Source organism: Roseospira goensis (assembly GCF_014197795.1).
Lineage (GTDB): Bacteria > Pseudomonadota > Alphaproteobacteria > Rhodospirillales > Rhodospirillaceae > Rhodospira > Rhodospira goensis.
Genome location: NZ_JACIGI010000025.1, coordinates 1 through 23,933 on the forward strand (window position 1 = coordinate 1; position 23,933 = coordinate 23,933).

25 protein-coding genes are annotated in these 23,933 nt (G+C 72.1%); 11 read left to right on the top strand and 14 right to left on the bottom strand.

Features of this window, described 5'->3' with window-relative positions:
• Positions 1 to 134 precede the first annotated feature (134 nt).
• The 3 genes from GGD88_RS13435 to GGD88_RS13445 all read left to right on the top strand — a co-directional run bounded on the left by GGD88_RS13435 (position 135) and on the right by GGD88_RS13445 (position 2,088).
• A complete protein-coding gene (locus GGD88_RS13435) occupies positions 135 to 800 on the top strand; it encodes a helix-turn-helix transcriptional regulator (RefSeq protein WP_343056364.1) in 666 nt (221 codons plus the stop codon).
• Positions 797 to 1,552, top strand: a complete 756-nt coding sequence (locus GGD88_RS13440) for a helix-turn-helix transcriptional regulator (RefSeq protein ID WP_184436292.1) — start codon at positions 797 to 799, stop codon at positions 1,550 to 1,552. The genes GGD88_RS13435 and GGD88_RS13440 overlap by 4 nt, the downstream gene beginning before the upstream one ends.
• Positions 1,553 to 1,782: 230 nt before the next feature.
• Complete coding sequence (locus GGD88_RS13445) at positions 1,783 to 2,088, top strand: hypothetical protein (protein ID WP_184436294.1); 306 nt, start codon at positions 1,783 to 1,785, stop codon at positions 2,086 to 2,088.
• Positions 2,089 to 2,101: 13 nt separating this feature from the next.
• Here GGD88_RS13445 and ftsY read toward each other — a convergent pair whose 3' ends face one another.
• From ftsY to dapF, 3 genes are read right to left on the bottom strand one after another with little or no spacing between them, the layout of a single operon-like run.
• Complete coding sequence (gene ftsY, locus GGD88_RS19325) at positions 2,102 to 3,901, bottom strand: signal recognition particle-docking protein FtsY (protein ID WP_184436296.1); 1,800 nt, start codon at positions 3,899 to 3,901, stop codon at positions 2,102 to 2,104.
• Positions 3,898 to 5,193 carry a tRNA (N(6)-L-threonylcarbamoyladenosine(37)-C(2))-methylthiotransferase MtaB gene (gene mtaB / locus GGD88_RS13455; RefSeq protein ID WP_184436298.1) on the bottom strand — a complete coding sequence of 432 codons (1,296 nt, stop codon included), beginning with the start codon at positions 5,191 to 5,193 and terminating at the stop codon, positions 3,898 to 3,900. The genes ftsY and mtaB overlap by 4 nt, the downstream gene beginning before the upstream one ends.
• The gene (gene dapF / locus GGD88_RS13460; protein ID WP_184436300.1) at positions 5,190 to 6,035 is read right to left on the bottom strand and encodes a diaminopimelate epimerase; all 846 of its coding nucleotides are present in this window, start codon (positions 6,033 to 6,035) and stop codon (positions 5,190 to 5,192) included. The genes mtaB and dapF overlap by 4 nt, the downstream gene beginning before the upstream one ends.
• A 101-nt stretch (positions 6,036 to 6,136) precedes the next feature.
• Between dapF and GGD88_RS13465 the strand changes: the two genes are divergently transcribed.
• The gene (locus GGD88_RS13465; protein WP_184436302.1) at positions 6,137 to 6,394 is read left to right on the top strand and encodes a BrnT family toxin; all 258 of its coding nucleotides are present in this window, start codon (positions 6,137 to 6,139) and stop codon (positions 6,392 to 6,394) included.
• A gap of 118 nt (positions 6,395 to 6,512) precedes the next feature.
• On the opposite strand, the gene GGD88_RS13470 is transcribed toward GGD88_RS13465, so the two are convergent.
• Entirely contained in the window at positions 6,513 to 7,016 is a 504-nt protein-coding gene (locus GGD88_RS13470) for a DUF4760 domain-containing protein (protein WP_184436304.1), read from the bottom strand.
• A 188-nt stretch (positions 7,017 to 7,204) separates the two neighbouring features.
• Here GGD88_RS13470 and hpnC point away from each other — a divergent pair, with 188 nt between their 5' ends.
• The 6 genes from hpnC to GGD88_RS13500 all read left to right on the top strand — a co-directional run bounded on the left by hpnC (position 7,205) and on the right by GGD88_RS13500 (position 14,661).
• A complete protein-coding gene (hpnC, locus tag GGD88_RS13475; protein ID WP_184436306.1) occupies positions 7,205 to 8,071 on the top strand; it encodes a squalene synthase HpnC in 867 nt (288 codons plus the stop codon).
• 59 nt (positions 8,072 to 8,130) lie between these two features.
• Entirely contained in the window at positions 8,131 to 9,306 is a 1,176-nt protein-coding gene (locus GGD88_RS18905; RefSeq protein WP_184436368.1) for a glycosyltransferase, read from the top strand.
• Positions 9,303 to 10,205, top strand: coding sequence for a presqualene diphosphate synthase HpnD (hpnD, locus tag GGD88_RS18910; RefSeq protein ID WP_184436308.1), 903 nt, complete (start codon positions 9,303 to 9,305; stop codon positions 10,203 to 10,205). The genes GGD88_RS18905 and hpnD overlap by 4 nt, the downstream gene beginning before the upstream one ends.
• Complete coding sequence (hpnE, locus tag GGD88_RS13490) at positions 10,202 to 11,488, top strand: hydroxysqualene dehydroxylase HpnE (RefSeq protein ID WP_343056365.1); 1,287 nt, start codon at positions 10,202 to 10,204, stop codon at positions 11,486 to 11,488. The genes hpnD and hpnE overlap by 4 nt, the downstream gene beginning before the upstream one ends.
• A gap of 397 nt (positions 11,489 to 11,885) precedes the next feature.
• Entirely contained in the window at positions 11,886 to 13,970 is a 2,085-nt protein-coding gene (shc, locus tag GGD88_RS13495) for a squalene--hopene cyclase (RefSeq protein WP_184436310.1), read from the top strand.
• 4 nt (positions 13,971 to 13,974) lie between these two features.
• On the top strand, positions 13,975 to 14,661 hold the full coding sequence (locus GGD88_RS13500; protein ID WP_184436312.1) for a phosphorylase family protein: 687 nt from the start codon (positions 13,975 to 13,977) through the stop codon (positions 14,659 to 14,661).
• A gap of 67 nt (positions 14,662 to 14,728) precedes the next feature.
• Here the strand turns inward: GGD88_RS13500 and GGD88_RS13505 are convergent, their stop codons facing one another.
• From GGD88_RS13505 to phnG, 10 genes are all read right to left on the bottom strand, one after another.
• Positions 14,729 to 15,640, bottom strand: coding sequence for a 50S ribosomal protein L11 methyltransferase (locus GGD88_RS13505; protein WP_184436315.1), 912 nt, complete (start codon positions 15,638 to 15,640; stop codon positions 14,729 to 14,731).
• A 20-nt stretch (positions 15,641 to 15,660) separates the two neighbouring features.
• Complete coding sequence (locus GGD88_RS13510; RefSeq protein WP_184436317.1) at positions 15,661 to 16,113, bottom strand: flagellar export protein FliJ; 453 nt, start codon at positions 16,111 to 16,113, stop codon at positions 15,661 to 15,663.
• Positions 16,114 to 16,180: 67 nt separating this feature from the next.
• Entirely contained in the window at positions 16,181 to 16,888 is a 708-nt protein-coding gene (locus tag GGD88_RS13515) for a DUF1045 domain-containing protein (RefSeq protein WP_184436319.1), read from the bottom strand.
• Positions 16,889 to 16,899: 11 nt separating this feature from the next.
• Complete coding sequence (locus tag GGD88_RS13520) at positions 16,900 to 18,075, bottom strand: alpha-D-ribose 1-methylphosphonate 5-triphosphate diphosphatase (RefSeq protein ID WP_184436321.1); 1,176 nt, start codon at positions 18,073 to 18,075, stop codon at positions 16,900 to 16,902.
• Positions 18,072 to 18,797 carry a phosphonate C-P lyase system protein PhnL gene (phnL, locus tag GGD88_RS13525; protein WP_246423761.1) on the bottom strand — a complete coding sequence of 242 codons (726 nt, stop codon included), beginning with the start codon at positions 18,795 to 18,797 and terminating at the stop codon, positions 18,072 to 18,074. Before phnL ends, GGD88_RS13520 begins: the two co-directional genes overlap by 4 nt.
• Entirely contained in the window at positions 18,794 to 19,618 is an 825-nt protein-coding gene (gene phnK / locus GGD88_RS13530) for a phosphonate C-P lyase system protein PhnK (protein WP_184436323.1), read from the bottom strand. The genes phnL and phnK overlap by 4 nt, the downstream gene beginning before the upstream one ends.
• Positions 19,615 to 20,541 (bottom strand): alpha-D-ribose 1-methylphosphonate 5-phosphate C-P-lyase PhnJ, encoded by a 927-nt coding sequence (locus GGD88_RS13535; RefSeq protein ID WP_184436325.1) that lies wholly within the window; start codon positions 20,539 to 20,541, stop codon positions 19,615 to 19,617. The genes phnK and GGD88_RS13535 overlap by 4 nt, the downstream gene beginning before the upstream one ends.
• Positions 20,538 to 21,698 (bottom strand): carbon-phosphorus lyase complex subunit, encoded by a 1,161-nt coding sequence (locus tag GGD88_RS13540; protein WP_184436327.1) that lies wholly within the window; start codon positions 21,696 to 21,698, stop codon positions 20,538 to 20,540. Before GGD88_RS13540 ends, GGD88_RS13535 begins: the two co-directional genes overlap by 4 nt.
• Positions 21,699 to 21,702: 4 nt before the next feature.
• On the bottom strand, positions 21,703 to 22,320 hold the full coding sequence (gene phnH / locus GGD88_RS13545) for a phosphonate C-P lyase system protein PhnH (protein WP_184436329.1): 618 nt from the start codon (positions 22,318 to 22,320) through the stop codon (positions 21,703 to 21,705).
• Positions 22,321 to 22,326: 6 nt separating this feature from the next.
• On the bottom strand, positions 22,327 to 22,821 hold the full coding sequence (phnG, locus tag GGD88_RS13550) for a phosphonate C-P lyase system protein PhnG (protein WP_184436331.1): 495 nt from the start codon (positions 22,819 to 22,821) through the stop codon (positions 22,327 to 22,329).
• A gap of 226 nt (positions 22,822 to 23,047) precedes the next feature.
• Here phnG and phnF point away from each other — a divergent pair, with 226 nt between their 5' ends.
• Positions 23,048 to 23,770 carry a phosphonate metabolism transcriptional regulator PhnF gene (phnF, locus tag GGD88_RS13555; RefSeq protein ID WP_184436333.1) on the top strand — a complete coding sequence of 241 codons (723 nt, stop codon included), beginning with the start codon at positions 23,048 to 23,050 and terminating at the stop codon, positions 23,768 to 23,770.
• The last annotated feature ends 163 nt before the right edge of the window (positions 23,771 to 23,933 follow it).

Consider the following 23,933-nt stretch of genomic DNA (forward strand, 5'->3'; position numbering starts at 1 on the left):
AAGGTCATCAAGCGGATGGCCTACGGCTTCCGCGATGACGCCTACTTCTTCCTCAAGATCCGCGCCGCCTTCCCCGGAATTCCGTGATGAACCAAAAAAGTGGGGCTATACGTCTGACGCGGGAGGGACAGGTCGTGCCGGATGCGGCGTGCTCGCAAGTCTGCGACCAGATCGAGCCGTCCGGGACCGCGCGCCTCGACCGGCTGGGCTGGGGTGTGGCCGAGGCGCCGTTCCGGTCGACGGCGCTCCAGGTGTTGGAGCGGGTCGGGCGCGAGGGGTGGACCCCGGTCGTGGTCGAGGGCACCGACGGCCTTCTTCTGTTCGGCCGCGGTCGGGCAGCGGCGGGTCCGGACGCCGTCCTGGCCTGCCATCTCATCTGGGGAACCACGGCGACCGTCGTCGGCGTCCGGCTGGATCGGCGCAACCGGCCGCTCTCGGACCGGGGCGGCCCGCCGATCCGCGCCGTGCTGCCGTCCATCCGGCTGTGCCTGACCTGTCCCGAGGGACCGTGGCCGCTGCCCGAACGGCAGCGGCAGTGCCTGGCCCTGCTGGCGGCCGGTCTGCGCACGGGGGAGATCGCGGCTCGCCTGGGCATCTCGGCATCCGCGGTGGAGCATCATGTCCGCGCGGCCCGAGGGCGCTTCGCGGCGCGCACACGCGCCGCGGCCGTGGTGGCGGCGTTGCGCCAGGGGGCGTTGCGCAGCGGCGGGGTGTTCGAGACCGTGGAGCGCCTGCGAAGGGTCTCCTACCTCGACGCGCCCCAGCCGGGGGAGACCGATCCGGAGGAGCCGACCGCATGAACAGCGCGGACCTGCACGACCTGTTTCATGGGCTGACCGAGGCCGGCACCGCGGCGGACGCCTACGGCATGACGGTCCGCCTGTTGCGGCGGCAGGGCGTGAGCTGGGTGAACTATACCTACCTTGACCATGACTGGGCGACGGACGGACCCGGCCTGGACTTCTGGACCAACATGCCGCGGCACTGGATGGAGACCTATGACCGCGAGAACATGGTTCAGGATGACTATTCCGTACGCTGGGTGCTGGGCGGCCGCGTGGAGGCCCGGTTGCTGACCGGCAGCGACTATCTGGCCGACATGCCCGATCTGCGCGCGGGCGAGGCTGACGTCCTGGCCGCCGCCCGCGACTGCACCGGGCTGCGGGCCGGCTACTGCGGCCGCCTGGCCGACCTGGTGCCCGGTCGGACGACGGGGTTCATGCTCGGCATCGAGAGCCGGCGTGCGGACTCGGTGCGGCTGGTCGCGACCCATGGCGATTGGTTCGCGTTTATCATGACCGCGCTGCACGAGCGGGTGGCGGCGCTGCGCGAGAGCGGCGGCGCGCCGGCCGAGCGGCCGCTGACGCTCCGCGAGCGCGACGTCTTGTGCGGGGTCGCGCGGGGCGAGGACGGGGCGACCATCGGGCACCGGCTGCGCATCGCCGAGGGGACCGTGGCCGCCTGCCTGGCGAGTGTCCGACGCAAGCTCAAGGCGCGCACCACGGAGCAGGCGGTGGCGAAGGCCGTCCTCGCGGGGTTCCTTGACCCATAGCGGGAGAGGCGTCCGCGGGATGCGGCTCCGGTCGATGGGCCGTCCGCAACATATCCGTAAGATAAAGGAATCCGCAGGATGACCGCGCCGCCGATCCGGCGCATGGTGAAGCCCCGTGGTGTAGGACGGGGTCGCGCCGCCGCGCCGCCGCGCCGGAAGACCGGATCGGTGAGGCGTCGGTGCCCGACGTCGTGCGTTCGGGTGGTGCGTTCGGATGGAGAGGAACGATCGTGGACAGGGGTGACGGACGGGCTGGCGGCGGTGCCGGGGCGGCGGAGCAGGGGGAGGAGAGCGAGGCCGACGCCGAGCGACAGGGGCGCGGAAGCACGGCGCAGGCCGCCGTCGGCGCGCTGTTCGCGGCCTTGTTGTATGCGGTGACCGATGCCTACACCGCCGCCATTCAGGCCGGTGACACGGAGGCGGTGCGCCGGATCGCCCGGTTCCGCGCGGCGCTGATGGCGCTGGAGGCAGCGCTCCTGCGCGACTCCGCGCGCCGCGGTCCGCCCGGGGGGGCCGCGTCACGCGCGCTGCACTGAGGCGCCCGGAGTCCTACAGCCCCATCAGGCTGCTGGCGAACTCGTCGGCGCGGAAGGGGCGCAGGTCCTCCACCGCCTCGCCGATGCCGACGAAGTGGATCGGCAGGGTGAACTCCTGCGCCAGCGAGATCACCACGCCGCCTTTGGCGGTGCCGTCCAGTTTGGTGACGGCGAGACCGGTCACGCCCACCATCTCCTGGAACACCTTGACCTGCTGAAGGGCGTTCTGGCCCACCGTGGCGTCGATCACCAACAGCACGGTGTGGGGCGCGGTCTCGTCCAGCTTCTTGATGACGCGGACCACCTTCTTCAACTCGTCCATCAGTTCGGTGCGGTTCTGCAGCCGCCCGGCCGTGTCGATCAGCAGCACGTCGTCGCCGCGCGTGCGCGCCTCCTGGATGGCATCGAAGGCCAGTCCGGCGGCATCGGCGCCGGTCTGGCGGGCCACCACGGGGCAGCCGGTGCGCTCGCCCCAGATCTTGAGCTGCTCGACGGCGGCGGCGCGGAAGGTGTCGCCGGCGGCCAGCGAGACCTGGATATCCCAGTCGGTAAGCTGGTTGGCGATCTTGCCGATGGTGGTGGTCTTGCCGGAGCCGTTGACGCCCACCACCAGCACCACGTGGGGCTTGGGCTGCTTGCGGATGGCGAGCGGGACGGCGACCGGCTCGATCAGGTGGGCCAACTCGCCGGCGAAGTGCTCGCGCACCTCCTGCTCGGTCGGGTTGGCGGAGAAGCGGGCGCGGGACAGCGACTGGATCAGGTCGGACGCCGTGTTGACGCCGAGATCGGACTGGATCAGGACGTCTTCCAGGTACTCCAGCGCCTCGTCGTCCAGCCGGGCGGTGACCATGTGTTCGGTGATGCCGCGCGAGATCTTGGTCGAGGACCGCGTCAGCCCCTCGCGCAGCCGGGCGAAGAAACCGCCACCGCCCTTCTTCTTTTTCGGGGTCTCGCCCCATTCGATGTGGTGGAAGGCCGCGTCGGGTTCGGCGGCCGGGGTCGGTTCGGCCTTCTCTTCGGCTTCGCGCCGGGCCAGCTCTTCGGCTTCGCGGCGGGCCTTCTCTTCGGCCTCGCGCCGCGCCTTTTCCTCGGCCGCGCGCCGCGCCTGCTCTTCGGCCTCGCGGCGGGCCTGCTCTTCGGCCTCGCGGCGGGCCTGGTCTTCGGCCTCGCGGCGGGCCTGCTCTTCGGCCTCGCGGCGCGCCTGCTCTTCGGCCTCGCGGCGGGCCTGTTCTTCGGCCTCGCGGCGGGCCTGCGCTTCGGCCTCGCGCCGCGCCTGCTCTTCGGCCTCGCGGCGGGCCTTCTCTTCGGCCTCGCGGCGGGCCTGCGCTTCGGCCTCGCGGCGCGCCTGCTCTTCGGCCTCGCGGCGGGCCTGCTCTTCGGCCTCGCGGCGGGCCTGTTCTTCGGCCTCGCGGCGGGCCTGCGCTTCGGCCTCGCGCCGCGCCTTCTCCTCGGCTTCGCGGCGGGCCTGGTCTTCGGCCTCGCGGCGGGCCTGGTCTTCGGCCTCGCGGCGCGCCTGCTCTTCGGCCTCGCGGCGGGCTTGCTCTTCGGCCTCGCGGCGGGCCTGTTCTTCGGCCTCGCGGCGGGCCTGCGCTTCGGCCTCGCGGCGGGCCTGCGCTTCGGCCTCGCGGCGGGCCTGGTCCTCCGTCTCGTGAGCGGCCGCCTTCTCGGCCGTACGTCTTGCCTGCTCTTCGGCCTCGCGGCGGGCGCGGTCCTCGCGGGCGCGGGCGCGGGCCTCGTCTTCCTCGCGGATCCGGCGCTCTTCTTCCTCGCGCTGCTGCTGTTCCCGTTTCTTTCTGCCGAAGCCCCAGATCACGCGGACATCCTTTCCTCAGTCTCTGCGGCCGAAGTCGTTCCGGTCAGCCGCTCCGGGCCGGCGCCGGTCAGGCGCACCCGGACCACGCTGCCGGGCGGCGCGGCCATGGTCGCGGGCAGGTCCACCGGCAGGTAGTCCTCGGTGTGGCCGAAGCCGGGCGTCTCGACCAGCACGTCGGCCCGGCCGCCGACCCGCGCCGCCAGCCGCGCGGCAAGCCGGCGGGCCCCGGCTGCCCGCAGCGCCGCCGCCCGCGCCCGCGCCACGTCGCCGGGCACCGGGGGCATGCGCGCCGCCGGGGTGCCCGGGCGCGGCGAGTAGGGGAAGACGTGCAGGTGCGACAGGTCGGCCTCGTCCACCAGCGCCAGGGTGTTGTCCGCCTGGGCATCGGTCTCGGTCGGGAACCCGGCGATCAGGTCGGCTCCCAGCGCCAGTCCCGGCCGCAGGTCGCGCAGCCGGGCCGCCAGATCCACCACATGGTGGCGCAGGTGGCGGCGCTTCATGCGCTTCAGGATCAGGTCATCGCCGGCCTGCACCGACAGATGCAGATGCGGCAGCAGGCGGGGGTCCTCCGCCACCAGCCGCAGCAGGTCGGCGTCCACCCCCACCGGGTCCAGCGACGACAGCCGCAGCCGCGGCAGGTCCGGCACCAGCGCCAGCAGGCGCCGCACCGCCTCGCCAAGGGAGGGGCGGCCGGGCAGGTCGGCGCCGTACGACGTGATGTCAACGCCGGTCAGCACCACTTCGCGGGTGCCGCCGGCGACCAGGGTGCGTACCTGCTCCACCAGCCGGCCGAGTGGCACCGAGCGGTTCGGGCCGCGTGCATAGGGAATGATGCAGAAGGTGCAGCGGTGGTCACAGCCCTGCTGCACCTGGACGAACGCGCGGGTGCGGGTCTCGAACCCGGTCAGCAGGTGCCCGGCGGTCTCGCGCGCCTGCATGATGTCGGTGACCAGCAGGGGCGCGGTGTCCTCGCGGAAGCTCTCCGCCTCCAGCTTCTCGGTGTTGCCCAGCACCCGGTCCACCTCCGGCATGGCGGCGAAGCGGGCGGGGTCGAGCTGGGCGGCGCAGCCGGTCACGATCAGGCGCGCGCCCGGGTTGTCGCGGCGTAGCCTGCGGATGGCCTGGCGGGCCTGACGCTCCGCCTCCTTGGTGACGGCGCAGGTGTTGACGATGATGGCGTCGTCCAGCCCGGCCGTGCGGGCGTGGTCGCGCATGACCTCGCTCTCGTAACCGTTCAGGCGGCAGCCGAAGGTGACCACCTGCGGTCCGGTCCGGGATCCGGGGGCGCTCATGGCAGCAGGCTTTCGTCCAGGACGCCGGTGAAGGCGGTGGCCACCGGGCCGGTCATCAGCACATGGTCGTCGGCGTCGCGCCAGTCGATCAGCAGGCGGCCGCCGTCCAGCGCGACGGTGGTCGGCGCCCGGGCGATGACGCCGCGACTGACCGCGGCGACGACGGCGGCGCAGGCCCCGGTCCCGCAGGCCCGGGTGATACCGGCGCCGCGCTCCCACACCCGCATGCGCAACAGGCCGGCGTCGCGGCGCGAGACCACCTCGGCGTTGACGCGGTCGGGGAACAGGTCGTGATGCTCCACGATCGGGCCGACGCCGCGCAGGTCCACCGCCTCCGCGTCGTCGACGATGGCGACGACGTGGGGATTGCCGACCGAGACCGCAACGGCATCGGTGAATGGCGGCTGGCCCAGGTCGAGGTGGCGCGGGTCGCGCTCCGCGCTCAGGATGGCGTCGGTGACGGTGGCGCGGCCCATGTCGACCCGCACCGAGTCGCGACCGGCGCGGCGGGCGACCACCGGACCGGCCAGCGTGCCCAGGATCACCGTGTCGGTCCCCGCCTCCTCCATCAGCAGATGGGCGACACAGCGGGTGGCGTTGCCGCAGGCTTCCACCACGCCGCCGTCGGCGTTGCGGATGCCCATGAAGGCGGCGCTGCCCGGGTGTTCGGGGCGCGGCGGCTCGATCGTCACGAGCTGGTCGCAGCCGACGCCGGTGCGACGGTCGGCGATGCGGACGGCGCGGGCGGTGGTCAGGGCGAACGGCCGGGTCCGGGTGTCAACGACGACGAAATCGTTGCCCAGCCCATGCATCTTGCGGAACGGAATCCCTCGCCCTGTCATGGCGCGGGTTATAGGGCGGGGCGGGGAGGCCGTAAAGAGCCGGGGTCGACCCCAACATTAGGGGGATGGCCCCGGGTGCGCGAATCGGGTCCCTAAGACGTATGGCCGATGACCGCACCACCGTTTTCGACCCGGCCAAGGATGCCGTGAACCGGGCCAAGCATGGCGTCTCGTTGGCACTGGCCGCGCAGATGACCGCTGGTGAGGTGATCACCTTTTCCGACCGTCGCTTCGACAACAGCGAGATCCTCAATGTGACATCGGGTGCTATTCGATGTGTGTCCAGAAACCCCCTGCGTTATTGCCGGGAACGATTATTGCCAGCAAAAGCAATTTCGAACAGCGCCGTCAGATGTTGAGCGTTGTGTCTAATGAATTAATAAACTTGGCCAACTATCATCGCATAAGGCTTTGTGTTATAATATGTTTATTTTAACGGTGTAAAATGAAACATAACACTTGTAACACTGCTGCAGGTCATCGTTGTTCCCATTTTTTGCATATTTTTTCAAGTTCTATCCAAGCATTCGGTGAATTGTTTCTGTACCGGCGGCACAGAATGTAAGGCTCGAAAGCTTTGAATGCTCTTTTCATAGCGCCTTCTCTTCCACTCCTAATGACTGTTTCGTCGTATATGCCTGTATGTATTCCACGGGCTAGGCCTTCGTAGTAGTTTAACAAAGCATGAAGCTGCTCTCTTAGGCTGTCGTTGCGATCCAAGTGATTTTCCAATTCTTCAACGCTGATGGTTCTTGGTTCTTCAATGTATTTTAAATCCTTTTGTAGTTCCGTTAATATTACTGAGTTCTTATACAGGCCTAGTGCATCTTGTGCATACTTCTTTTTGTTCCATTCATAGCTATGCTTATTTACTCGGTAGTTCTGCCAAAGGCTAATAATTGTAAACAATAACCCAACTGCCAAAACAATTAGCTGTGCAAGTCCGATGAAAACCTCATATGTCACAGTCCCGTCTATCATGACACTTCTCGCATTATCATGGATCGTGACTCTGATGAAATATATTCATAGATTGCTTTCTGGCTCAAGGTCAACAGCGAGCGTGGCCTGCACCGAATTTCGCAGTCCTCCCCATGTTCCTCGCCATCCGGGCCGGGGTCTGATACAGGCTGGGGCGCCGCCCGATCCCCGCCGCCGCGTGATCCGCCATGACCACCCCCCAGTCCCAGGCCTTTTCCGCCGTCGAGGCCCCGTCGGGCAAGCATGCCGGCACCGAGAACTTCCCGGTCGGCTCCCTCCTGCTGCCGAAGCGGGTGCGGCCGCATGTGGCCCGGTTCTACGCCTTCGCCCGCGCCATCGACGACATCGGCGACGCCCCCGGCCTGAGCCCGGACGAGAAGCTCGCCCGCCTCGACGGCTTCGAGGCCGCCATCACCGGGCGCGACACCGCGACGCCGGGCTACGATAAGGCCCACGCCCTGCGCGAGAGCCTGCGCGAGACCGGGGTGCCGGCGCGGCACTGCGTGGATCTGATCGCCGCCTTCAAGCAGGACGCGGTCAAGGGCCGCTACGCCGACTGGGCCGATCTGATGGGCTACTGTCGGCTGTCGGCGGCCCCGGTCGGGCGCTACCTCATCGACCTGCACGGCGGCTCGCGGATCGGCTACGGCCCGTCGGACGCGCTGTGCCACGCGCTCCAGGTCATCAACCACCTGCAGGACTGCCAGGACGACTACCGGACGCTGGACCGCGTCTATCTGCCGCAGGACTGGATGGCGGCCGCGGGCGCGCGGGTGGACGACCTGGACGGCGCCGCCGCGACACCGGCGCTGCGCCGGGTGCTGGACCGCTGCCTGGACGGCACCCGCGCCCTGCTGGCGGAGGCCCGGGCGCTGCCGGGCGGGGTCATCGACCGCCGGCTTGGGCTGGAGAGCGCCGTCATCCTCGACATCGCCGAGACCCTGGTGCGCACGCTGGCGCGCGCAGATCCGCTCGCCGGACCGGTGAAGCTGTCCAAGGCCCAGGCCGCCGGCTGCGCGCTGCGCGGGGTGGCGCGCGGCCTGTTCGGGCGCTAGAACGGACGGGCAAACCCCCACAGACACTGACCCCCAAGGGACGGGAGGACTCCGAGGTGATGGGCATCGCCGAGACACTGACCCCGGCCGCTGGGGTCTCGCTGGCGGCGGTTCTGGTGTGGCTCGGCCTGCTGTTGGGGCGGGGCGGCTTCTGGCGCGCCGACCAGAAGCTCGACAACACCGGCGCCACGCACGACGAGGCCGAGCCGGTCGTGGCCGTGATCCCGGCCCGCGACGAGGTCTACACCATCGGCCGCACCGTCCACTCGCTGTTGCGCCAGGACTATCCCGGTCCGCTGACCATCGTGGTGGTCGACGACAACAGCAGCGACGGCACCGCCGAGGCGGCGCGCGCCGCCGCCGAACGCGACGACGAGAAGGCGTGCCTGCATGTGATCCAGGGCCAGCCGCTGCCGCCGGGCTGGTCGGGCAAGCTGTGGGCCGTCCACCAGGGCCTGGAGCATGCCCGCCGGGTGGCTCCGGAGGCGCGCTACGTTCTGCTGACCGATGCCGAGATCGAACACAACCCCGGGAACGTCAGCCGGCTCGTGGCGCGGGCGGTGCGCGAGAATCGGGTCCTGGTCTCTCTGATGGTGCGGCTGCGCTGTGTCTCGACGTGGGAGAGGATCCTGATCCCCGCGTTCGTGTTCTTCTTTCAGAAGCTGTACCCGTTCCCGAAGGTCAACGACCCCAAGTCGCGGATCGCGGGCGCGGCCGGCGGTTGCATGTTGATCCGGCGCGATGCGCTGGACGCGGCCGGCGGCATCGACGCCATCCGGCACGAACTGATCGACGACTGCGCCCTGGCCCGCAACCTCAAGCACCAGGGCTCGATCTGGCTCGGGCTGGCGACGCGCACCCGCTCGCTGCGGCGTTACGAGGACCAGGGCGAGATCTGGCGCATCGTCACCCGCACCGCCTTCACCCAGCTCCATTACTCGGCCCTGTACCTGCTGCTCATGATCCTGTTCATGGCCCTGGCCTATCTGTGGCCGCCGGTGGCGGTGGTCCTGGGACTGGCGACCGCGGATGTGGCGGCCGCCGGCCTGGGGCTGGTGGCGTGGCTGTTGATGGCGGTGGCCTACTGGCCCACGCTGAAGGTCTACCACATGCCGCGTTGGCGCAGCCTGACGCTGCCGCTGGCCGCACTGCTGTACAGCGGCATGACCCTGGATTCGGCGCGCCGGCACTGGATGGGTCAGGGCCGGGCCTGGAAAGGGCGCGTCTACCGATGACGGACACCGCCGCTGCCGCCGCGCCCGCGGGAGGGCCGGCGGTGCTGGACGCCGAGGCGCGCGCCGTCGTCACCCGCATCACCACCGAGGCCGGCACCTCGTTCGGTGGCGCGATGCGCATCCTGCCGGCGGAACGGCGCCACGGCATGTTCGCCGTCTATGCCTTCTGCCGGGTGGTGGACGACATCGCCGATGAGCCGGCCCCGATCGCCGACAAGCGGGCGCGGCTGGCGGACTGGCGCGCGCGCGTGGCGGCGATCTGTGCCGGGCGCCCGCGCGCCGGCGTGCCGCTGGACCGTGCGTTGGCCTGGGTGGTGGCCCGGTTCGGCTGTGCCGAGGCCGACTTCCAGGCCGTGCTGGATGGGATGGCGATGGACGCCGGCGATCGGGTGCGCATCGCGGACATGGCCGAGCTGATGCTGTACTGCGACCGTGTGGCCTGCGCCGTCGGCCGACTGTCCAATCCGGTGTTCGGCATTCCCCCCGCCGACAGCGCGGCGCTGGCCGGGGCGGTGGGGACCGCCCTGCAACTGACCAACATTCTGCGCGACGTGGCCGAGGACGCGGCCCGCGACCGCATCTACCTGCCGGCCGACCGGCTGGCCGCGCATGGCCTGGACCCTCTGCCCGACGATGCCGCTGCGATCCTGGACCACCCGGCGGTGCCGGCGGTGCGGGCCGAACTGGCGGCGCGGGCGGCGGCGGCGTTCGCCGAGGCCGATGCCCTGTTCGCCCGCCTGCCGCGCCGGCCGGCGCGACCGGCGCGGGTCATGAAGGAAGTCTACCACGCCCTGTTCCGCCGGCTGGCGGCGCGCGGCTGGGACGCGGTGCGCCGGCCGCCGGCGGTGCCCAAGCCGGTCAAGCTGTGGCTGGCGCTGCGCCACGGGGTGATGCCGTGACCCCGGCGCCGATGGGCCCGCCGCGCGTCCATGTGGTGGGCGCCGGCCTGGCCGGTCTGGCCTGCGCGGTCGCCCTGGCCCTCAAGGGGCGGCCGGTGCATCTGTACGAGGCGGCGGGGCAGGCCGGCGGGCGGGCGCGCTCGTTTGCGGACGCGACGCTGGACCGGCGCATCGACAACGGCAATCACCTGCTGCTGTCCGGCAACCGGTCGGTGTTCCGGTTCCTGGACGCCATCGGCGCCCGCGACCGGCTGGTCGGCCCGCGCGAGAGCCGCTTTCCGTTCATGGACCTGCGCACCGGTCGGCGCTGGGTGGTGCGCATCGGCCCCGGGCGCTGGCCCGGCTGGGTGTTCGATCCCGCGCGGCGGGTGCCGGACACGCGGCCGGCCGACTACCTGGCGGGGCTGCGGCTGGCCCGTGCCGGGGCGCGGGCCACGGTGGCCGACGTGCTGGGGGGGCTCGGCCCGCTGTACGATCGCTTCTGGCATCCGCTGGCGGTCTCCGCGCTGAATACCGAGGCCGAGCGGGCGCAGGCGCGCCTGCTGTGGCCAGTGCTGACGGAGACCTTCGGGCGCGGCGGCCGGGCGTGCCGGCCGCTGTGGGCGCGCGAGGGGCTGAGCGAGACCTTTGTGCGTCCGGCCCTGGGGGCGCTGTCGGCGCGCGCGGCGACGGTGCGCTTCGGCTGCCGGCTGAAGGACCTGGAGGCCGTCGACGGCCGCGTGACCCGGCTGGTGTTTCCCGACGGCACCGAAGAGATTGCGCGCGGCGAGGCGGTGGCGCTGGCGGTGCCGCCATGGGCGGCCAACCTGCTGCTGCCCGGCCTGAAGGCGCCCGACGAGACGCGGCCCATCGTCAATCTGCACTTTCGGTTGCCGAACCCGCCGCCGGCCCGGTTCGCGCAGCCGCTCGGACTGCTGGGCGGCACGGCGGAGTGGCTGTTCCTGCGCGGCGACGTGGCCTCGGTGACCATCAGCGCCGCCGGCCACGTGGTGGACCTGCCGCCGGACGCGATCGCCGCCCCGGTCTGGCCGGAGATCGCGCGCGCCCTCGGCTGGCCCGCCGACACCCCGCAACCGCCGGTCAAGGTCATCAAGGAGAAGCGGGCCACCTTCGCCCAGACCCCGGAGCAGGTGGCGCGACGACCCGGGCCGCGCGGGCCGCTGCGCAACCTGGTGTTGGCCGGCGACTGGACCGATACCGGGCTGCCGGCGACCATCGAGGGCGCGGTGCGCTCCGGTCACAGGGCCGCGGAAACCGTCATTGCAGTGCAACGCGCGCCTTGACGCCGCCAGCCCCGCACGTCACAAGGCGAGGGGTTGCGCGGGGATTGTCTGTTTCGCGTCCCGCTCGGGGTCCTGCTTGCCTGCGCGCGTCGGCGCGATCTCCCGTCGTGAGGGCGCGGGTCAGACAGACACGCCGGGGGCGCTGTGCAGGGGACGCCGCGGAGAACCGGTGCGGAGGAGGGTCGGGGGGATCCTCGTCCGGGCGCGGCCGTTGCGACCGTCTCGTCCGCGCGCGCGCCGGAGGAGTTGACCGATTGAAAAGGCGCAATGCCGTGCACGCCCCTCTCCTGCCATAGCCCCATCCTGTCGACGGTGCCCCGGCTTTTCTGTCTCCAGACCCAGGCCGGTGCTGCGCCGCCCGTCCTGTCCCGCGTCAGTCAAGGGAACGTCGTCACCGATGAATCAAACGCTGCACAAGACACCGGTCATCGACTTCGACACGCAAACCCCCTTCGATGCCTTGATCGCGCACGGCCCCGACGTTGCCGGCGACCCCGCCCGCACGGGCGCGGGCGGCGACCCGGCGGGCGCCGGCGCGACCACCCCGGACAGCAGCGCGCTCGATGCCGCCATCGGCGAGGCCGCCGGGTGGCTTCAAACGCGCCAGCGCGACGACGGCCATTGGATCTTCGAGTTGGAGGCCGACGCCACCATCCCGGCCGAATACGTGCTGCTCAACCACTTCCTGGACCAGATCGACGCGCCGCTGGAGCGCAAGATCGCGGTCTACCTGCGCGGCATGCAGGGGGCGCACGGCGGCTGGCCGCTGTTCCACGACGGCGACTTCGACATGAGCGCCTCGGTCAAGGCGTACTACGCCCTCAAGCTGGTCGGGGATCACCCGGACGAGCCGCATATGGCGCGGGCGCGTGAAGCCATCCTGAAGCGCGGCGGGGCGGCGCGCACCAACGTCTTCACCCGCTTCACCCTGGCCATGTTCGGCCAGGTGCCGTGGCGGGCCTGTCCCGTCAGCCGGGTCGAGGCCATGCTGCTGCCGCGCTGGTTCCCGTTCCACCTCGACAAGGTGTCGTACTGGGCGCGCACGGTCATGGTGCCGCTGTTCGTGCTGTACTCGCGCCGCGCCCGGGCGGTGAACCCGCGGGGCGTTGGCATCCGGGAGCTGTTCGTCACCCCGCCGGAGCGCGAGCGCCGCTATCACCGCAATCCCACCGGGCACTGGATCGGCACGGCGTTCCTGGGGCTGGACAAGGTCGTCCGGGTGCTGGAACCCCTGTTCCCGCGTGCGGTCGAGCGCCGCGCGACCGAGACGGCGCTGCGCTTCGTCGAGGAACGGCTGAACGGCGAGGACGGCCTGGGCGGCATCTTCCCCGCCATCGCCAACTGCCTGATGGTCTACCACATCCTCGGCTACCCGAAGGACCACCCCAACGTCCGCATCGCCCGCCGGGCCATCGACGGATTGGTGGTGGACAAGGGCAGCCACGCCTACGTTCAGCCCTGCCTGTCGCCGGTGTGGGACACCGGACTGGCCTCCATGGCGCTGTGCGAGACCAACGCCCAGGGCGGCGACGATCGGGCGGTCAGCGCCACGCGCGAGACCGCGGTGACCAACGCCTGCCACTGGCTGCGCGACCGCCAGATCCTGGATACTGTGGGCGACTACGCCGCCATGCGGCCGGGGGTGCGCCCCGGGGGCTGGGCGTTCCAGTACAACAACGACCACTATCCCGACGTCGACGATACCGCCGTGGTCAGCATGCTGCTGCATCGCACCGGCGACCCGGCGAACAAGGAGTCGGTGGAGCGCGCGGCCGAGTGGATCATCGGGTTGCAGTCCAAGAACGGCGGCTGGGGGGCGTTCGACGCCGATAACGAGTACTATACCCTTAACAACATTCCGTTCGCCGACCACGGCGCCATGCTGGATCCGCCCACGGTCGACGTGTCGGCGCGCTGCATCGGGTTCCTCAGCCAGATCGGCTACGAGCGCGACCACCCCGTCGTCGCCCGCGGCCTGGCATTCCTGCGGGCCCAGCAGGAGCCGGACGGGTCCTGGTTCGGGCGCTGGGGGACGAACTACATCTATGGCACCTGGTCGGCGCTGTCCGCCTTCAACGCCGTCGGCGAGGATCCGCAGGCCCCGCACGTTCGCGCCGCGGTGGCGTGGCTGCACCGTCGCCAGCAGGCGGACGGCGGTTGGGGCGAGGGCTGCGAGAGCTACTGGTCGGACAAGCGCGACTTCGTGAAGGCGTCGACGCCGACCCAGACCGCCTGGGCGCTGCTGGGCCTGATGGCCGCGGGCGAGGTGGACAGCGAGCCGGTGCGGCGCGGGGTGGACTATCTCCTGAAGGCGCCGCGCGAGGGCGGCCGCTGGACCGAGGACCTGTACAACGCCGTCGGATTCCCGCGTGTGTTCTATCTGAAGTACCACGGCTATCCGGTGTTCTTCCCGCTCTGGGCGCTGTCGCGCTACCGCAACCTGACCCGCGGCAACTCCAAGCACGTCTCCTGGGGCCTTTAGCGCGGTGACGGCCCGATCCGTCGGTGTCGTCACCGGCCTGACCAGCGAGGTGCGGGCGCTGGCCGACTGCCCCGGCCTGGCCGTGCGCTGTCACGGCCCGGGTCCGGCACGGGCCGAGGCGGCGGCCCGGGCGCTGCTCGACGGCGGGGCGGGCGCCTTGATCAGCGCCGGCATCTGCGGGGCGCTGGACCCGGGGCTCGCGCCCGGCGCGGTCATTCTGCCGGCGCGGGTGGTCAACCGCCACGACGACGGTGACTCGTGGCTGGCGGATGCGGTCTGGCATGCGGCGGTGGTGGCGGCTGCGCCGCCCGGGCTGCGTCTTCACACCGGGGCGCTGCTGGGCTCCGACCGGGCCGTGGGGTCGGTGGACGGCAAGCGCCACCTGGCCGCCCGCACCGGCGCGGTGGCGGTGGACATGGAGAGCCACGCCGTGGCGCGGGTCGCCACCGCGGCCGGGGTCCCCTTTCTCGTTCTGCGCACGGTGGCCGACACCGCCACGGACACCCTGCCGCCGTGGCTGGCGGGGGTGCTGAACCGCGATGGTACGCCCAACGCGGCCATGGCGCTGCGGCGGATGCTGCTGGGGCCGTGGCGCCTGCCGAGCCTGATCGCCCTGGCGCGGCGCAGCCGGGCGGCCGAACGGGCGCTCGGCACCGCCGCCCACGCCTTGCGGTTGTCGGCAGGGCCGTAGCCCGTATCGCGTTCTCGGCTTCGCTTTCTCGGTCCTACGGGGGAGCGCGGGACCGCCGGCCCGTGCCTCAACGCCGCGCCGGCTTGCGCAGCACCAGCGTCATCCACTCCGCGATCGGATAGCGCCGCTCCAGCACCAGCCCGTGCCGCCGGTAGGCGTTGGCGACTCGGGCCTCCTGGCTGGCCAGCAGACCCGACAGCACGATGCGCCCACCCGGCGCCAGCGTCCGGGCGGCGGACCGCGCCATCGCGGCCAGCGGGCGGGCCAGGATATTGGCGAGGATGAGGTCGTAGGGGCCGCCGGCGCGCACGCGGCGGTCGCGGAAGCCGTCGGAGCGCAGCACGTCCACACAGGCCGCCAGGCCGTTGCGGCGCACGTTGTCGCGCGCCACTCGCACCGCCTCGGCGTCCATGTCCACCGCCAGCACCGGCCGGTGCCACTGCGCGGCCGCGGCCATCGCCAGCACCGCCGTGCCGCAGCCCATGTCGAGCACGCGGCGCGGCCGGCGCCGGTGTCCCCAGCGCTGTTTGCCCAGGTCATCCAGCGCCCGCAGGCAACCTTCGGTGGTCGGATGTTCGCCGGAGCCGAAGGCGGTGGCGGCATCCACCACCAGGCGGCGGGCGCCGGCGGGCGGCGGCGTGGTGACGTGCGAGCCGCGGAGGTGGAAGCGTCCGACGTCCAGCGGCGGGAAGGCGCGCAGGTTGTCCGCCACCCAGTCGCGCGGCCCCAGCCGCTCCACCGTCACCGGCGGGGCATCGGGCAGGCCGGCCGCGCGGGTCGCCAGCGTCAGTGCCAGGTCCAGGCGGGCGCGGTCGGGGGCCTGCGCGCTCACGCCCTCCAGCCGCCAGGCCCCGCGCTCGGGACCGTCGTCGGCGATCTCGAAACACAGCAGCGCGTCACACTGGTCGTCCAGGGCCGCCTCGAACGTCGGCACGGCCGCCGCCGGCACAACCACATCCACCCGCCACAGGTCCGCCACGCTCGGGTCCTCCTTTTCGGTCAGTGTCCGCCGGGGTCGTCCTCGCCATCCTCGGCGCGGCGGCGACGATGCATCGTCAGGCCGATCTCGTCCAGCACCGCCTGGTCCTTGCGGGCGCGCTCGCGCGCGGTCCGGGCGTCGCGGGCCTCCTGCGCCAGTTCGTAGGTCTTGCGGGTGCGGTACAGCTCGGCCAGATCGTCGCGCATGCGCTCGATGCGCTGGCGCAGGTCGGCCAGGGCCTGGGCCAGGGCGTCCTTACGCTGGCGATGGGCGGCGAGGTAGCCGGGAAAGGTGAAGGCCGCCTCCGGATGGGCGTCGACGTGACCCGACTCGCGGGCCAGGTCGGCGTCGAGCCGGCGGTCCTCCGCCTGGAGCGCCGCCTCCTCCTGGTGCAGCACGCCGAGCTGGCGGCGCAGCTCGTCGATCTCCAGCTTGTTCAGGCGGATGACGGTGTGCAGGTCGCCCTTGGCCATGGCGGCGTGCCCTTCCTGATCGGGGTCGGGCGCACCATAGGGGACCGGCGCCGGCCCCGGCCAGCCCTCACCCCGCCGGGGTCAGGAACGGGACCCGGCGGATCAGCCGGAAGGGCGCGGCGCGCTCCGGCTGGTGGAACACCGCCAGCCCGTCGACCGGCACCGGCGCCGCGATCGCCGGCCCGAACAGGGCCCGCAGGGCCTCGATCACGGCGGCCCGCTCGCCGTCATCGGCGATACGCCCGGTCAGCGTCATGTGGAAGCGGAATGCGTCCATCACGTAGGGGTAGCCCCAGCGCTCCAGCAGCGCCTGTTCCCCGGCGGTCAGCCCGGCGGCGCGGCGGCGCGCCAGCTCGTCCGCCGACGGCGGGGCGCGGAAGGCATCGAAGGTCTCGACGCACGCGGCGGCCAGCTCGTCCAGCGCCGGCGCCGGGGCCGACGGCACCAGGGCGACGAAGCCGCCCAGCGGCGCCACCATCAGCGCGGGCAGATCGAACCCGGTCCGGGTGGCGGCGAAGGTCTCCACGGCGGCCATCAGGTCGTCCGCGGTGGTCCCGGCGCGCAGCGCGAACGGGGCCTTCAGGGTGCCGTGAAAGCCGTAGAAGCGGGGGCTGTCGGTCAGGGTCTCGGCCCGCGCCGGGTCGAGACCGGGCACCATCGGGCGGTCGAGCGCGGCCCCGCTGCGGGCGTCGCGGCCCAGCCATGCCGATCCGAGCCGGTCCAGCGCCGACCCCTCGGGCGGCGCGAAGTAGAGGGCAAAACGATCGTCAACCATAATCGCGAGCCCTAGCACACGCGCCGGCCGTCGCGCCACACCTCGCGCGGCAGCGGCACGCCGTCCGCTCGGGTCACCCGCACCAGGTCGGCGCGCTGGCCGACGGCGATGCGGCCGCGGTCGGGCAGGCCCACCATGTCGGCCACGTTGGCGCTGACCATGGCGACGCCGGTCGGCAGCGGCAGGTCGATCTCGTCCGCCAGGTGAAAGGCCGCCTGCAACAGGCTGGCCGGCACGTAGTCCGACGACAGGCCGTCCAGCAGGCCCTCGCAGGCCAGGTGCACGGCCGAGACGTTGCCGGAGTGCGAGCCGCCCCGGACCACGTTGGGGGCCCCCATAATGGTGCCCAGGCCGGCGGCATGGGCCGTGGCGGCGGCGGTCTCGGTGGTGGGGAACTCACTGATGGTGGCGCCTTCGGCGACGGCCTCCGCGACGTGGGCCTCGGTGGTGTCGTCGTGGGTGGCGAGGACGATGTCGGTGCGGCCCCGCACCATCGCCAGCACCTGCGCCCGGTGCTTGTGGGCATAGCGGGCCTGGTCCTCCAGGCGTTCGCGGATGCGGGCCTCGAACTCGGCGTCGGTCCACCCTTTGTCGCTGTCGAACTGGCGCAGCTTGGAGATGTCGGACCATTGCCGCTGGCCCGGCGTGTGGTCCATGAGCGAGACCAGCCGCACCATCGGGTCGGTGTGGTAGGGCTCGAAGATCTCGACCACGCAGGGGTCGGCGACCTCGCAGCGCAGGTGCAGCCAGTGGTCGGCGCGCAGCACCCCCTCGGCCCGGGCGTGCTTCACGGCGGCGATCTGGTCGGCCAGCATCTGCCGGCGCATGGAGCCCTCGGAATACTGGCCGCAGGAGATGGCGTCGAACACCGTGGTGATGCCGCTGGCGGCGATCTGGGCGTCGTGGGCGACGACGGCGGCCAGCGGCGACGGCCACAGCACGCCCGGCCGCGGCATGAAGTGCTTTTCCATGTGGTCGGTGTGCATCTCGACCAGGCCGGGCAACAGGTAGTCGTCCGCCAGGTCCACGGCGCCGGGGACGCGCGAGGGGGCGTCGTCCACGGCGGCGATGCGGCCGTCGCGCACCACCACGGTGGCGCGGGTCAGAACGTGGTCGGGGGTGACCACGCGGGCGTTGGTCAGGATCAGGTCGCCGGGCGCGGCGGCGGGCGTTGCGGGGCTGCTCATGCGGCTTCGGTCCGGGGGGTCAGGGTGAACAGACGGTCGCACACCGCCGCACGCACGGCGGCGTCGTGGAAGATGCCGACGACGGCTGCGCCGGCCTGCTTGGCCTCGGTGATGAGGGCGAGGACGACGTCGCGGTTGTCGTTGTCGAGGGAGGCCGTGGGCTCGTCAAGCAACAGGATTGGGACATCGGCGACGAAGCCGCGGGCCACGTTGACACGCTGCTGCTCGCCGCCCGAGAACGTCGCCGGGGCCAGCGACCACAGCCGCTCCGGGATGTTCAGCCGGGTCAGCAGGGCGCCGGCACGGGCGCGGGCCTCGGCTTCGGACGCCCCCCGCAGACGCAGCGGTTCGGCCACCACGTCCAGCGCCGGCACGCGCGGGATGACGCGCAGGAACTGGCTGACGTGGCCGACGGTGCGGCGGCGCACGTCCAGCACGACGCGCGCCGGGGCGGTCGCCATGTCGACCCAGTCCGGGCCGTGGCGCACCCACACATGGCCGGTGTCGAGGCGGTAGTTGGCGTACAGGGCGCGCAGCAGGGTCGACTTCCCGGTGCCCGAGGGACCGTGCAGGCCGATGCATTCGCCGGCGTGCACGGTCAGGTCGAGGCCCTCGAACACCGGGATGCGGGCGCCGCCCTGGGTGTGCAGCACGAAGGTCTTGCCCAGGCCCTCGGCCCGGATCATGGGGCGGGCGGCGGCGGGTGTCGGGTCGTGGGTCATGCCTGCAGCACCGAGGAGACGAGGAGTTGGGTGTAGGGGTGGTGCGGGTCGTCCAGCACCTGGTCGGTCAGACCCTCTTCGACCACGCGGCCGTCCTTCATCACCATCAGCCGGTGCGCCAACAGCCGCGCCACCGCCAGGTCGTGGGTGACGATGACCGCCGACAGGCCGAGGCGCGCCACCAGGTCGCGCAGCAGGTCGAGGAGGCGGGCCTGCACCGAGACGTCGAGGCCGCCGGTGGGCTCGTCCATGAACACCAGCCGTGGGCCGTTGACCAGCACGCGGGCGATCTGAAGGCGCTGCTGCATGCCGCCGGAAAAGCTGGCCGGGCGGTCGTCCAGGCGGGCCGGGTCGATCTCCACGCGGCTCAGCCAGTCCAGCGCCCGGGCGCGGATGTGGCCGTAGTGACGGGCGCCGACCGCCATTGGCCGTTCGCCGATGTTGGCGCCGGCGGAAACGCCCAGGCGCAGGCCGTCGCGCGGGTTCTGGCGGACAAAGCCCCATTCGGTGCGCATCAGCAGCCGGCGCCGGCCCTCGGGCAGGGCGTGCACATCGGCCGGGCCCCACGCCTCGCTGTGGTAGGCGACGCGGCCGGTGGTCGGGGTCAGGCCGCCGGACAGGCAGCCCAGCAGGGTGGTCTTGCCGGAGCCGGACTCGCCCACCACGCCCAGGACCTCGCCGGGATGGAGGGTGAACGAGACGTCCCGGCAGCCGAGGCGGGGGCCGTACCACTTGCCGAGGCCCTCGACCGCCAGCAGCGGGGCCGCGGCGGTGGCGGGCACGGCCTGGGGATCGCGCGTGGCGGCGCAGGCGGCGGTCATGCCCGGTCCTCCGTGCGGTCGCGCGCCACGGCCGACAGGGTCGCGCCGAGCGCGCCGGCGGCGGTGCTGTCGGCGGCCGGGCCACGGTGTCCGGCGTCGCGCCGGGTGGTGCAATACTCGCTGTCGGAGCACACGAACAGGCGCCCGCCGGTGTCGTCGGTCACCACCTCGTCCAGGTAGCTGTCGCCGGCCCCGCACAGGTCGCAGACGCGGTCCCAGCGCTGCACCTCGAACGGATGATCCTCGAAATCCAGGCTGACCACCGATGTGTAGGGCGGGATGGCGTAGAGGCGCTTTTCGCGGCCGGCGCCGAAAAGCTGGAGGAACGGGGCGTTGTGCATTTTCGGGTTGTCGAACTTGGGGATCGGCGACGGCGCCATGACGTGGCGGCCGTTGACCCTGACCGGATAGTCGTAGGCGGTGGCGATGCGGCCGTGGCGGGCGATGTCCTCGTAGAGCTTGACGTGCATGACGCCGTAATCGGCCAGGGCGTGCATCTTGCGGGTCTCGGTCTCGCGCGGCTCCATGGACCGCAGCGGCTCCGGGATCGGCACCTGATAGATCAGGATCTGCCCGGTGGTCAGCGGGGTTTCGGGGATGCGGTGGCGGGTCTGGATCAGGGTGGCCTCGGCCGTCTTCTCGGTGGCGGCAACCCCGGTGACACGGCGGAAGAAGCGCCGGATGGAGACGGCGTTGGTGGTGTCGTCGGCGCCCTGGTCGATCACCTTCAGCACGTCGTCGCGGCCGATGATGCTGGCGGTGACCTGGATGCCGCCGGTGCCCCAGCCGTAGGGCAGCGGCATCTCGCGGCCGGCGAACGGCACCTGATAGCCGGGGATGGCGACCGCCTTGAGCAGGGCGCGGCGGATCATGCGCTTGGTCTGGTCGTCCAGGTAGCCGAAGGTGATGGCGTCGGCGCTCATGGCGTGGTCTCCGCGCTGGTGTTGTGCGGGGCGTCTTCCGGAGCGCCCTCCGGAGCGTCGTGGGAGACACCTTCGGCGGCGGCCCGGCGCAGCCGGCGCACCAGGTCCAACTCGGCCTGGAAGTCCACGTAGTGCGGCAGCTTGAGGTGTTGCACGAAGCCGCTGGCCTCGACCACGTCGGCGTGGGACAGCACGAACTCCTCGTCCTGGGCCGGGGCGGTGGCGGCCTCGTCCAGCTCGCGGTGGCGCAGGGCGCGGTCCACCAGGGCCATCGCCATCGCCTTGCGCTCGTTGTAGCCGAGTGTCAGGCCGTAGCCCCGGGTGAACTGGGGCGGCGCCGTCCGGCTGCCGGTGAACTGGTTGATCATCTGGCACTCGCAGACGGTGATGTCGCCGATGACCACCGGGAAGCCCAGGTCCTCGGGCACGATCTCCACCGCGACCTCGCCCACGCGGATCTCGCCGGCGAAGGGGTGGGTGCCGCCGTGGCCGCGCTGGGTGGAGTAGGCCAGCGACAGCAGAAACCCCTCGTCGCCGCGCGCCAGCGCCTGGAGCCGCGTGGCCCGGTCGGCCGGATAGGTGAGCGGGTCGCGGGTCAGGTCCGGCACCGGGGCGGTGGCCTCGTCGGCGGGCGCGGTCTCGGGCTCGATCAGGCCTTCGCCGCCCAGGATGTCGGCGACCCGCGGCATCGGCGCGTCGGGCGCGCGGCCGTCGTCCGGCGCGGCGGGCGCGGCCTCGGACGCCTGACCCTCGGCGGCCAGCGCGAAGTCCAGCAGGCGGTGGGTGTAGTCGAAGGTCGGCCCCAGCACCTGACCGCCGGGCAGATCCTTGAAGGCGGCGGAGACGCGCCGGCGCACCACCATGTGGGCGGTGTCCACCGGTTCGCTGGCGGCCAGCCGGGGCAGGGTGGTGCGATAGGCGCGCAGCAGGAAGATGGCCTCGGCCACATCGCCCCACGCCTGCTTGAGGGCCAGCGCGGCCAGGTCGGGGTCGTAGAGCGCGCCCTCGGCCATGACCCGGGCGACCGCGAACCCCATCTGCGCGCGGATCTGCGCCACCGTCAGGGGCGGCACGGCGGGGTCGCCGCGCCGGGCGGCGGCCATCTGGCGGTGGGCGGCGTCGATGGCGGCTTCGCCGCCCTTCACGGCCACGTACATGGGCTCAGTCCTCCACCATCACGGAGCGGGGCAGGGCGGCCAGCCCGTCGGGGGCGGCCAGGACCACGTCCACCCCGTCGGGATAGAGCGCGGCGTTATCGGCCAGGGCAGGCCAGAACCCGTCCGCCAGTCCGACCGCCGACAGGCGCGCGTGATCGCGGATGCCGGGGCCGCTCAGGCGGTGTCCGTCCGGCCCGGTGCCGAGTCCCGCGACCTGGACGATGAGGGTGGCGGCCCGGTCGGGGTACTCCGGCGGGCCGAGCCGGAAGGGGGTCAGGTCGTCGAGGCTGGCGGCGTCCCCGATCAGGGCGAAGGCGGCGGCGCCGGGATCGTCGACCAGCGGACACCCACAGTGGAAGCGCAACCAGGTGCGCACCGCCGGCCGGTCCAGCACCCGGTCCAGCCACACCGGGGTGTCGCCGTCGATCAGGGTGAGGGCGAGCGCGCCGGCCCAGGGGACCAGCGGCGGCGGCGGCGCCACTGGGACGGGGAGCGGCTGCACGGTGCCCGGCCGGCTCATGGCGTCCAGTGCGGCGCGGAACAGGCGTTGGGTGTCATGCACCGGATCGGCCAGACCCGGGGCGGGGATGGCGGCGGCGTCGGCGTCGGCGAGATCGTGCATCGGGGCCTACTCCCCTCGGACCAGGGTGAAGAAATCGACCCGCGAGGCGGACGCTGCGGCTTGTGCCTGTCGCCGCGCGGCCGCCTGCGCTTCGGTCAGGGGCGTCACCAGGGTGGCGTCCAGCGTGGCGTGACGGGCCGGGTCCTGAAGCAGGGCGTCGAAGCAGGCGGCCAGTTCGGCGTGGCGCCGGTCGCGCCCCGCGACATAGCCGTGCCCGATCAGGGGGGCGCCCCCGACGGCGGGGAGGCTGACCGAGCAGCGGGTCAGGGTCACCTCGCCGAGATTGAAGCGGGGGCCGGTGCCACCGGTGCGGCCGCGGACCATGGCACTGCCGATCTCCGGGGGCCGCAGCAGGGTGACCGCCGGCGGGTCGGCCAGGGCGGCCCAGGCGGCCTCCAGCCGGGCGCGCGGCGCCCGCGCCAGCGCGGCCATCCAGCGCTGGCGCGTCGCCGTCGCCATCGCCATCGGTGCGGCGGGCTCGTCATGTGGGGACAGGGTCATGCCTCGGGTCCTGGCACAGGGGGCCTCCATAGCGGGTGGTCTGGATCGAGCCGGTCGACACGGGGGCATCGCGGCCGGTGCGATGGATGACCGACCATATTTGTATAGACATCCGGTCCACTGGTGATTACCGTAAACGTCCGACGGCCCGGCCCACAAGGACGGGGGTGTGAAGCTTTTGTGGAACGGGGGCGGCCGGCCCGTCGCCCGTGGAGAGTGCGGTGCGATGGTCTTGCCCCGGCGCAGCGGCGTCGCCCTGTGGCGACAGGTCCAGATCCACCTCGAACGCCAGATCTCGGACGGGTCGCTGCAACCGGGCGATCAACTCCCCACCGAGGCCCAGCTTGCGGCGCGATTCGGCGTCAACCGCCATACCGTCCGGCGGGCCCTGGCGGGCCTGGAGGACCGCGGCCTGATCCGGGTGGAGCAGGGCCGCGGCACCTTCGTGCAGGAGCCGGTTCTGGCCTACCGGGTGTCGGTGCGCACCCGCTTCACCGACAATGTGGCGGCCCAGAACCGGGTGCCCACGCGCTCGCTGGTCGAGGTGGGCGAGGGTCCGGCCGGCGCTTCGGTCGCCGCGGCCCTGGACGTTGCGCCACAGACCCGGCTGACACGCATCGTCATCGTCGGTGAGTGCGACGGGCACCGCATCAGCCACGGCGAGCACCTGTTCCCGGCGGCGCGGTTCCCCGGCCTGGCGGAGGCGTTCCGGGCCGAGCAGTCGATCACGCTGGCGCTGCGGCGCCTGGGGGTCCCGGATTACCACCGCAAGTGGACACGGGTGATGGCCCGGATGCCGACGGGGCGCGAGGCCGACCTGTTGGAGCAGCCGCGCTCGCGCCCGGTGCTGGTGAGCGAGAGCGTCAACGTCGACCCCGAGGGCCGGCCGATCGAGTACGGACTGACCCGGTTCAACAGCGATTGGGTGCAGATCGTGTTCGAGCCGTGAGAGGGGCGGCGGGGCGGTGTCTTGCCTTTGGCGGCGGCGGTGCCCACGTCCCTTGCGGTGTCCGCCGAGGCGCGCCGCGCGGCAATCCAACCGGGATGGCGGGCCGTACATGTCGGAACCCTGATCGCAGCCCCTGGAGGCGCTCGCCGGAAGCGCCCGCTCA

What these genes read in the sequence shown, in the direction of transcription:
- GGD88_RS13535 (WP_184436325.1), bottom strand. Translation starts at nt 20,541, where the DNA reads ATGAGCGCCGACGCCATCACCTTCGGCTACCTGGACGACCAGACCAAG.
- GGD88_RS13540 (WP_184436327.1), bottom strand. Translation starts at nt 21,698, where the DNA reads ATGTACGTGGCCGTGAAGGGCGGCGAAGCCGCCATCGACGCCGCCCAC.
- phnH (WP_184436329.1), bottom strand. Translation starts at nt 22,320, where the DNA reads ATGCACGATCTCGCCGACGCCGACGCCGCCGCCATCCCCGCCCCGGGT.
- GGD88_RS18905 (WP_184436368.1), top strand. Translation starts at nt 8,131, where the DNA reads ATGGGCATCGCCGAGACACTGACCCCGGCCGCTGGGGTCTCGCTGGCG.
- GGD88_RS13520 (WP_184436321.1), bottom strand. Translation starts at nt 18,075, where the DNA reads ATGAGCAGCCCCGCAACGCCCGCCGCCGCGCCCGGCGACCTGATCCTG.
- hpnD (WP_184436308.1), top strand. Translation starts at nt 9,303, where the DNA reads ATGACGGACACCGCCGCTGCCGCCGCGCCCGCGGGAGGGCCGGCGGTG.
- phnG (WP_184436331.1), bottom strand. Translation starts at nt 22,821, where the DNA reads ATGACCCTGTCCCCACATGACGAGCCCGCCGCACCGATGGCGATGGCG.
- hpnC (WP_184436306.1), top strand. Translation starts at nt 7,205, where the DNA reads ATGACCACCCCCCAGTCCCAGGCCTTTTCCGCCGTCGAGGCCCCGTCG.
- phnK (WP_184436323.1), bottom strand. Translation starts at nt 19,618, where the DNA reads ATGACCGCCGCCTGCGCCGCCACGCGCGATCCCCAGGCCGTGCCCGCC.
- shc (WP_184436310.1), top strand. Translation starts at nt 11,886, where the DNA reads ATGAATCAAACGCTGCACAAGACACCGGTCATCGACTTCGACACGCAA.
- GGD88_RS13510 (WP_184436317.1), bottom strand. Translation starts at nt 16,113, where the DNA reads ATGGCCAAGGGCGACCTGCACACCGTCATCCGCCTGAACAAGCTGGAG.
- phnL (WP_246423761.1), bottom strand. Translation starts at nt 18,797, where the DNA reads ATGACCCACGACCCGACACCCGCCGCCGCCCGCCCCATGATCCGGGCC.
- GGD88_RS13515 (WP_184436319.1), bottom strand. Translation starts at nt 16,888, where the DNA reads ATGGTTGACGATCGTTTTGCCCTCTACTTCGCGCCGCCCGAGGGGTCG.
- GGD88_RS13440 (WP_184436292.1), top strand. Translation starts at nt 797, where the DNA reads ATGAACAGCGCGGACCTGCACGACCTGTTTCATGGGCTGACCGAGGCC.
- GGD88_RS13465 (WP_184436302.1), top strand. Translation starts at nt 6,137, where the DNA reads ATGGCCGATGACCGCACCACCGTTTTCGACCCGGCCAAGGATGCCGTG.
- mtaB (WP_184436298.1), bottom strand. Translation starts at nt 5,193, where the DNA reads ATGAGCGCCCCCGGATCCCGGACCGGACCGCAGGTGGTCACCTTCGGC.
- dapF (WP_184436300.1), bottom strand. Translation starts at nt 6,035, where the DNA reads ATGACAGGGCGAGGGATTCCGTTCCGCAAGATGCATGGGCTGGGCAAC.
- phnF (WP_184436333.1), top strand. Translation starts at nt 23,048, where the DNA reads ATGGTCTTGCCCCGGCGCAGCGGCGTCGCCCTGTGGCGACAGGTCCAG.
- GGD88_RS13470 (WP_184436304.1), bottom strand. Translation starts at nt 7,016, where the DNA reads ATGATAGACGGGACTGTGACATATGAGGTTTTCATCGGACTTGCACAG.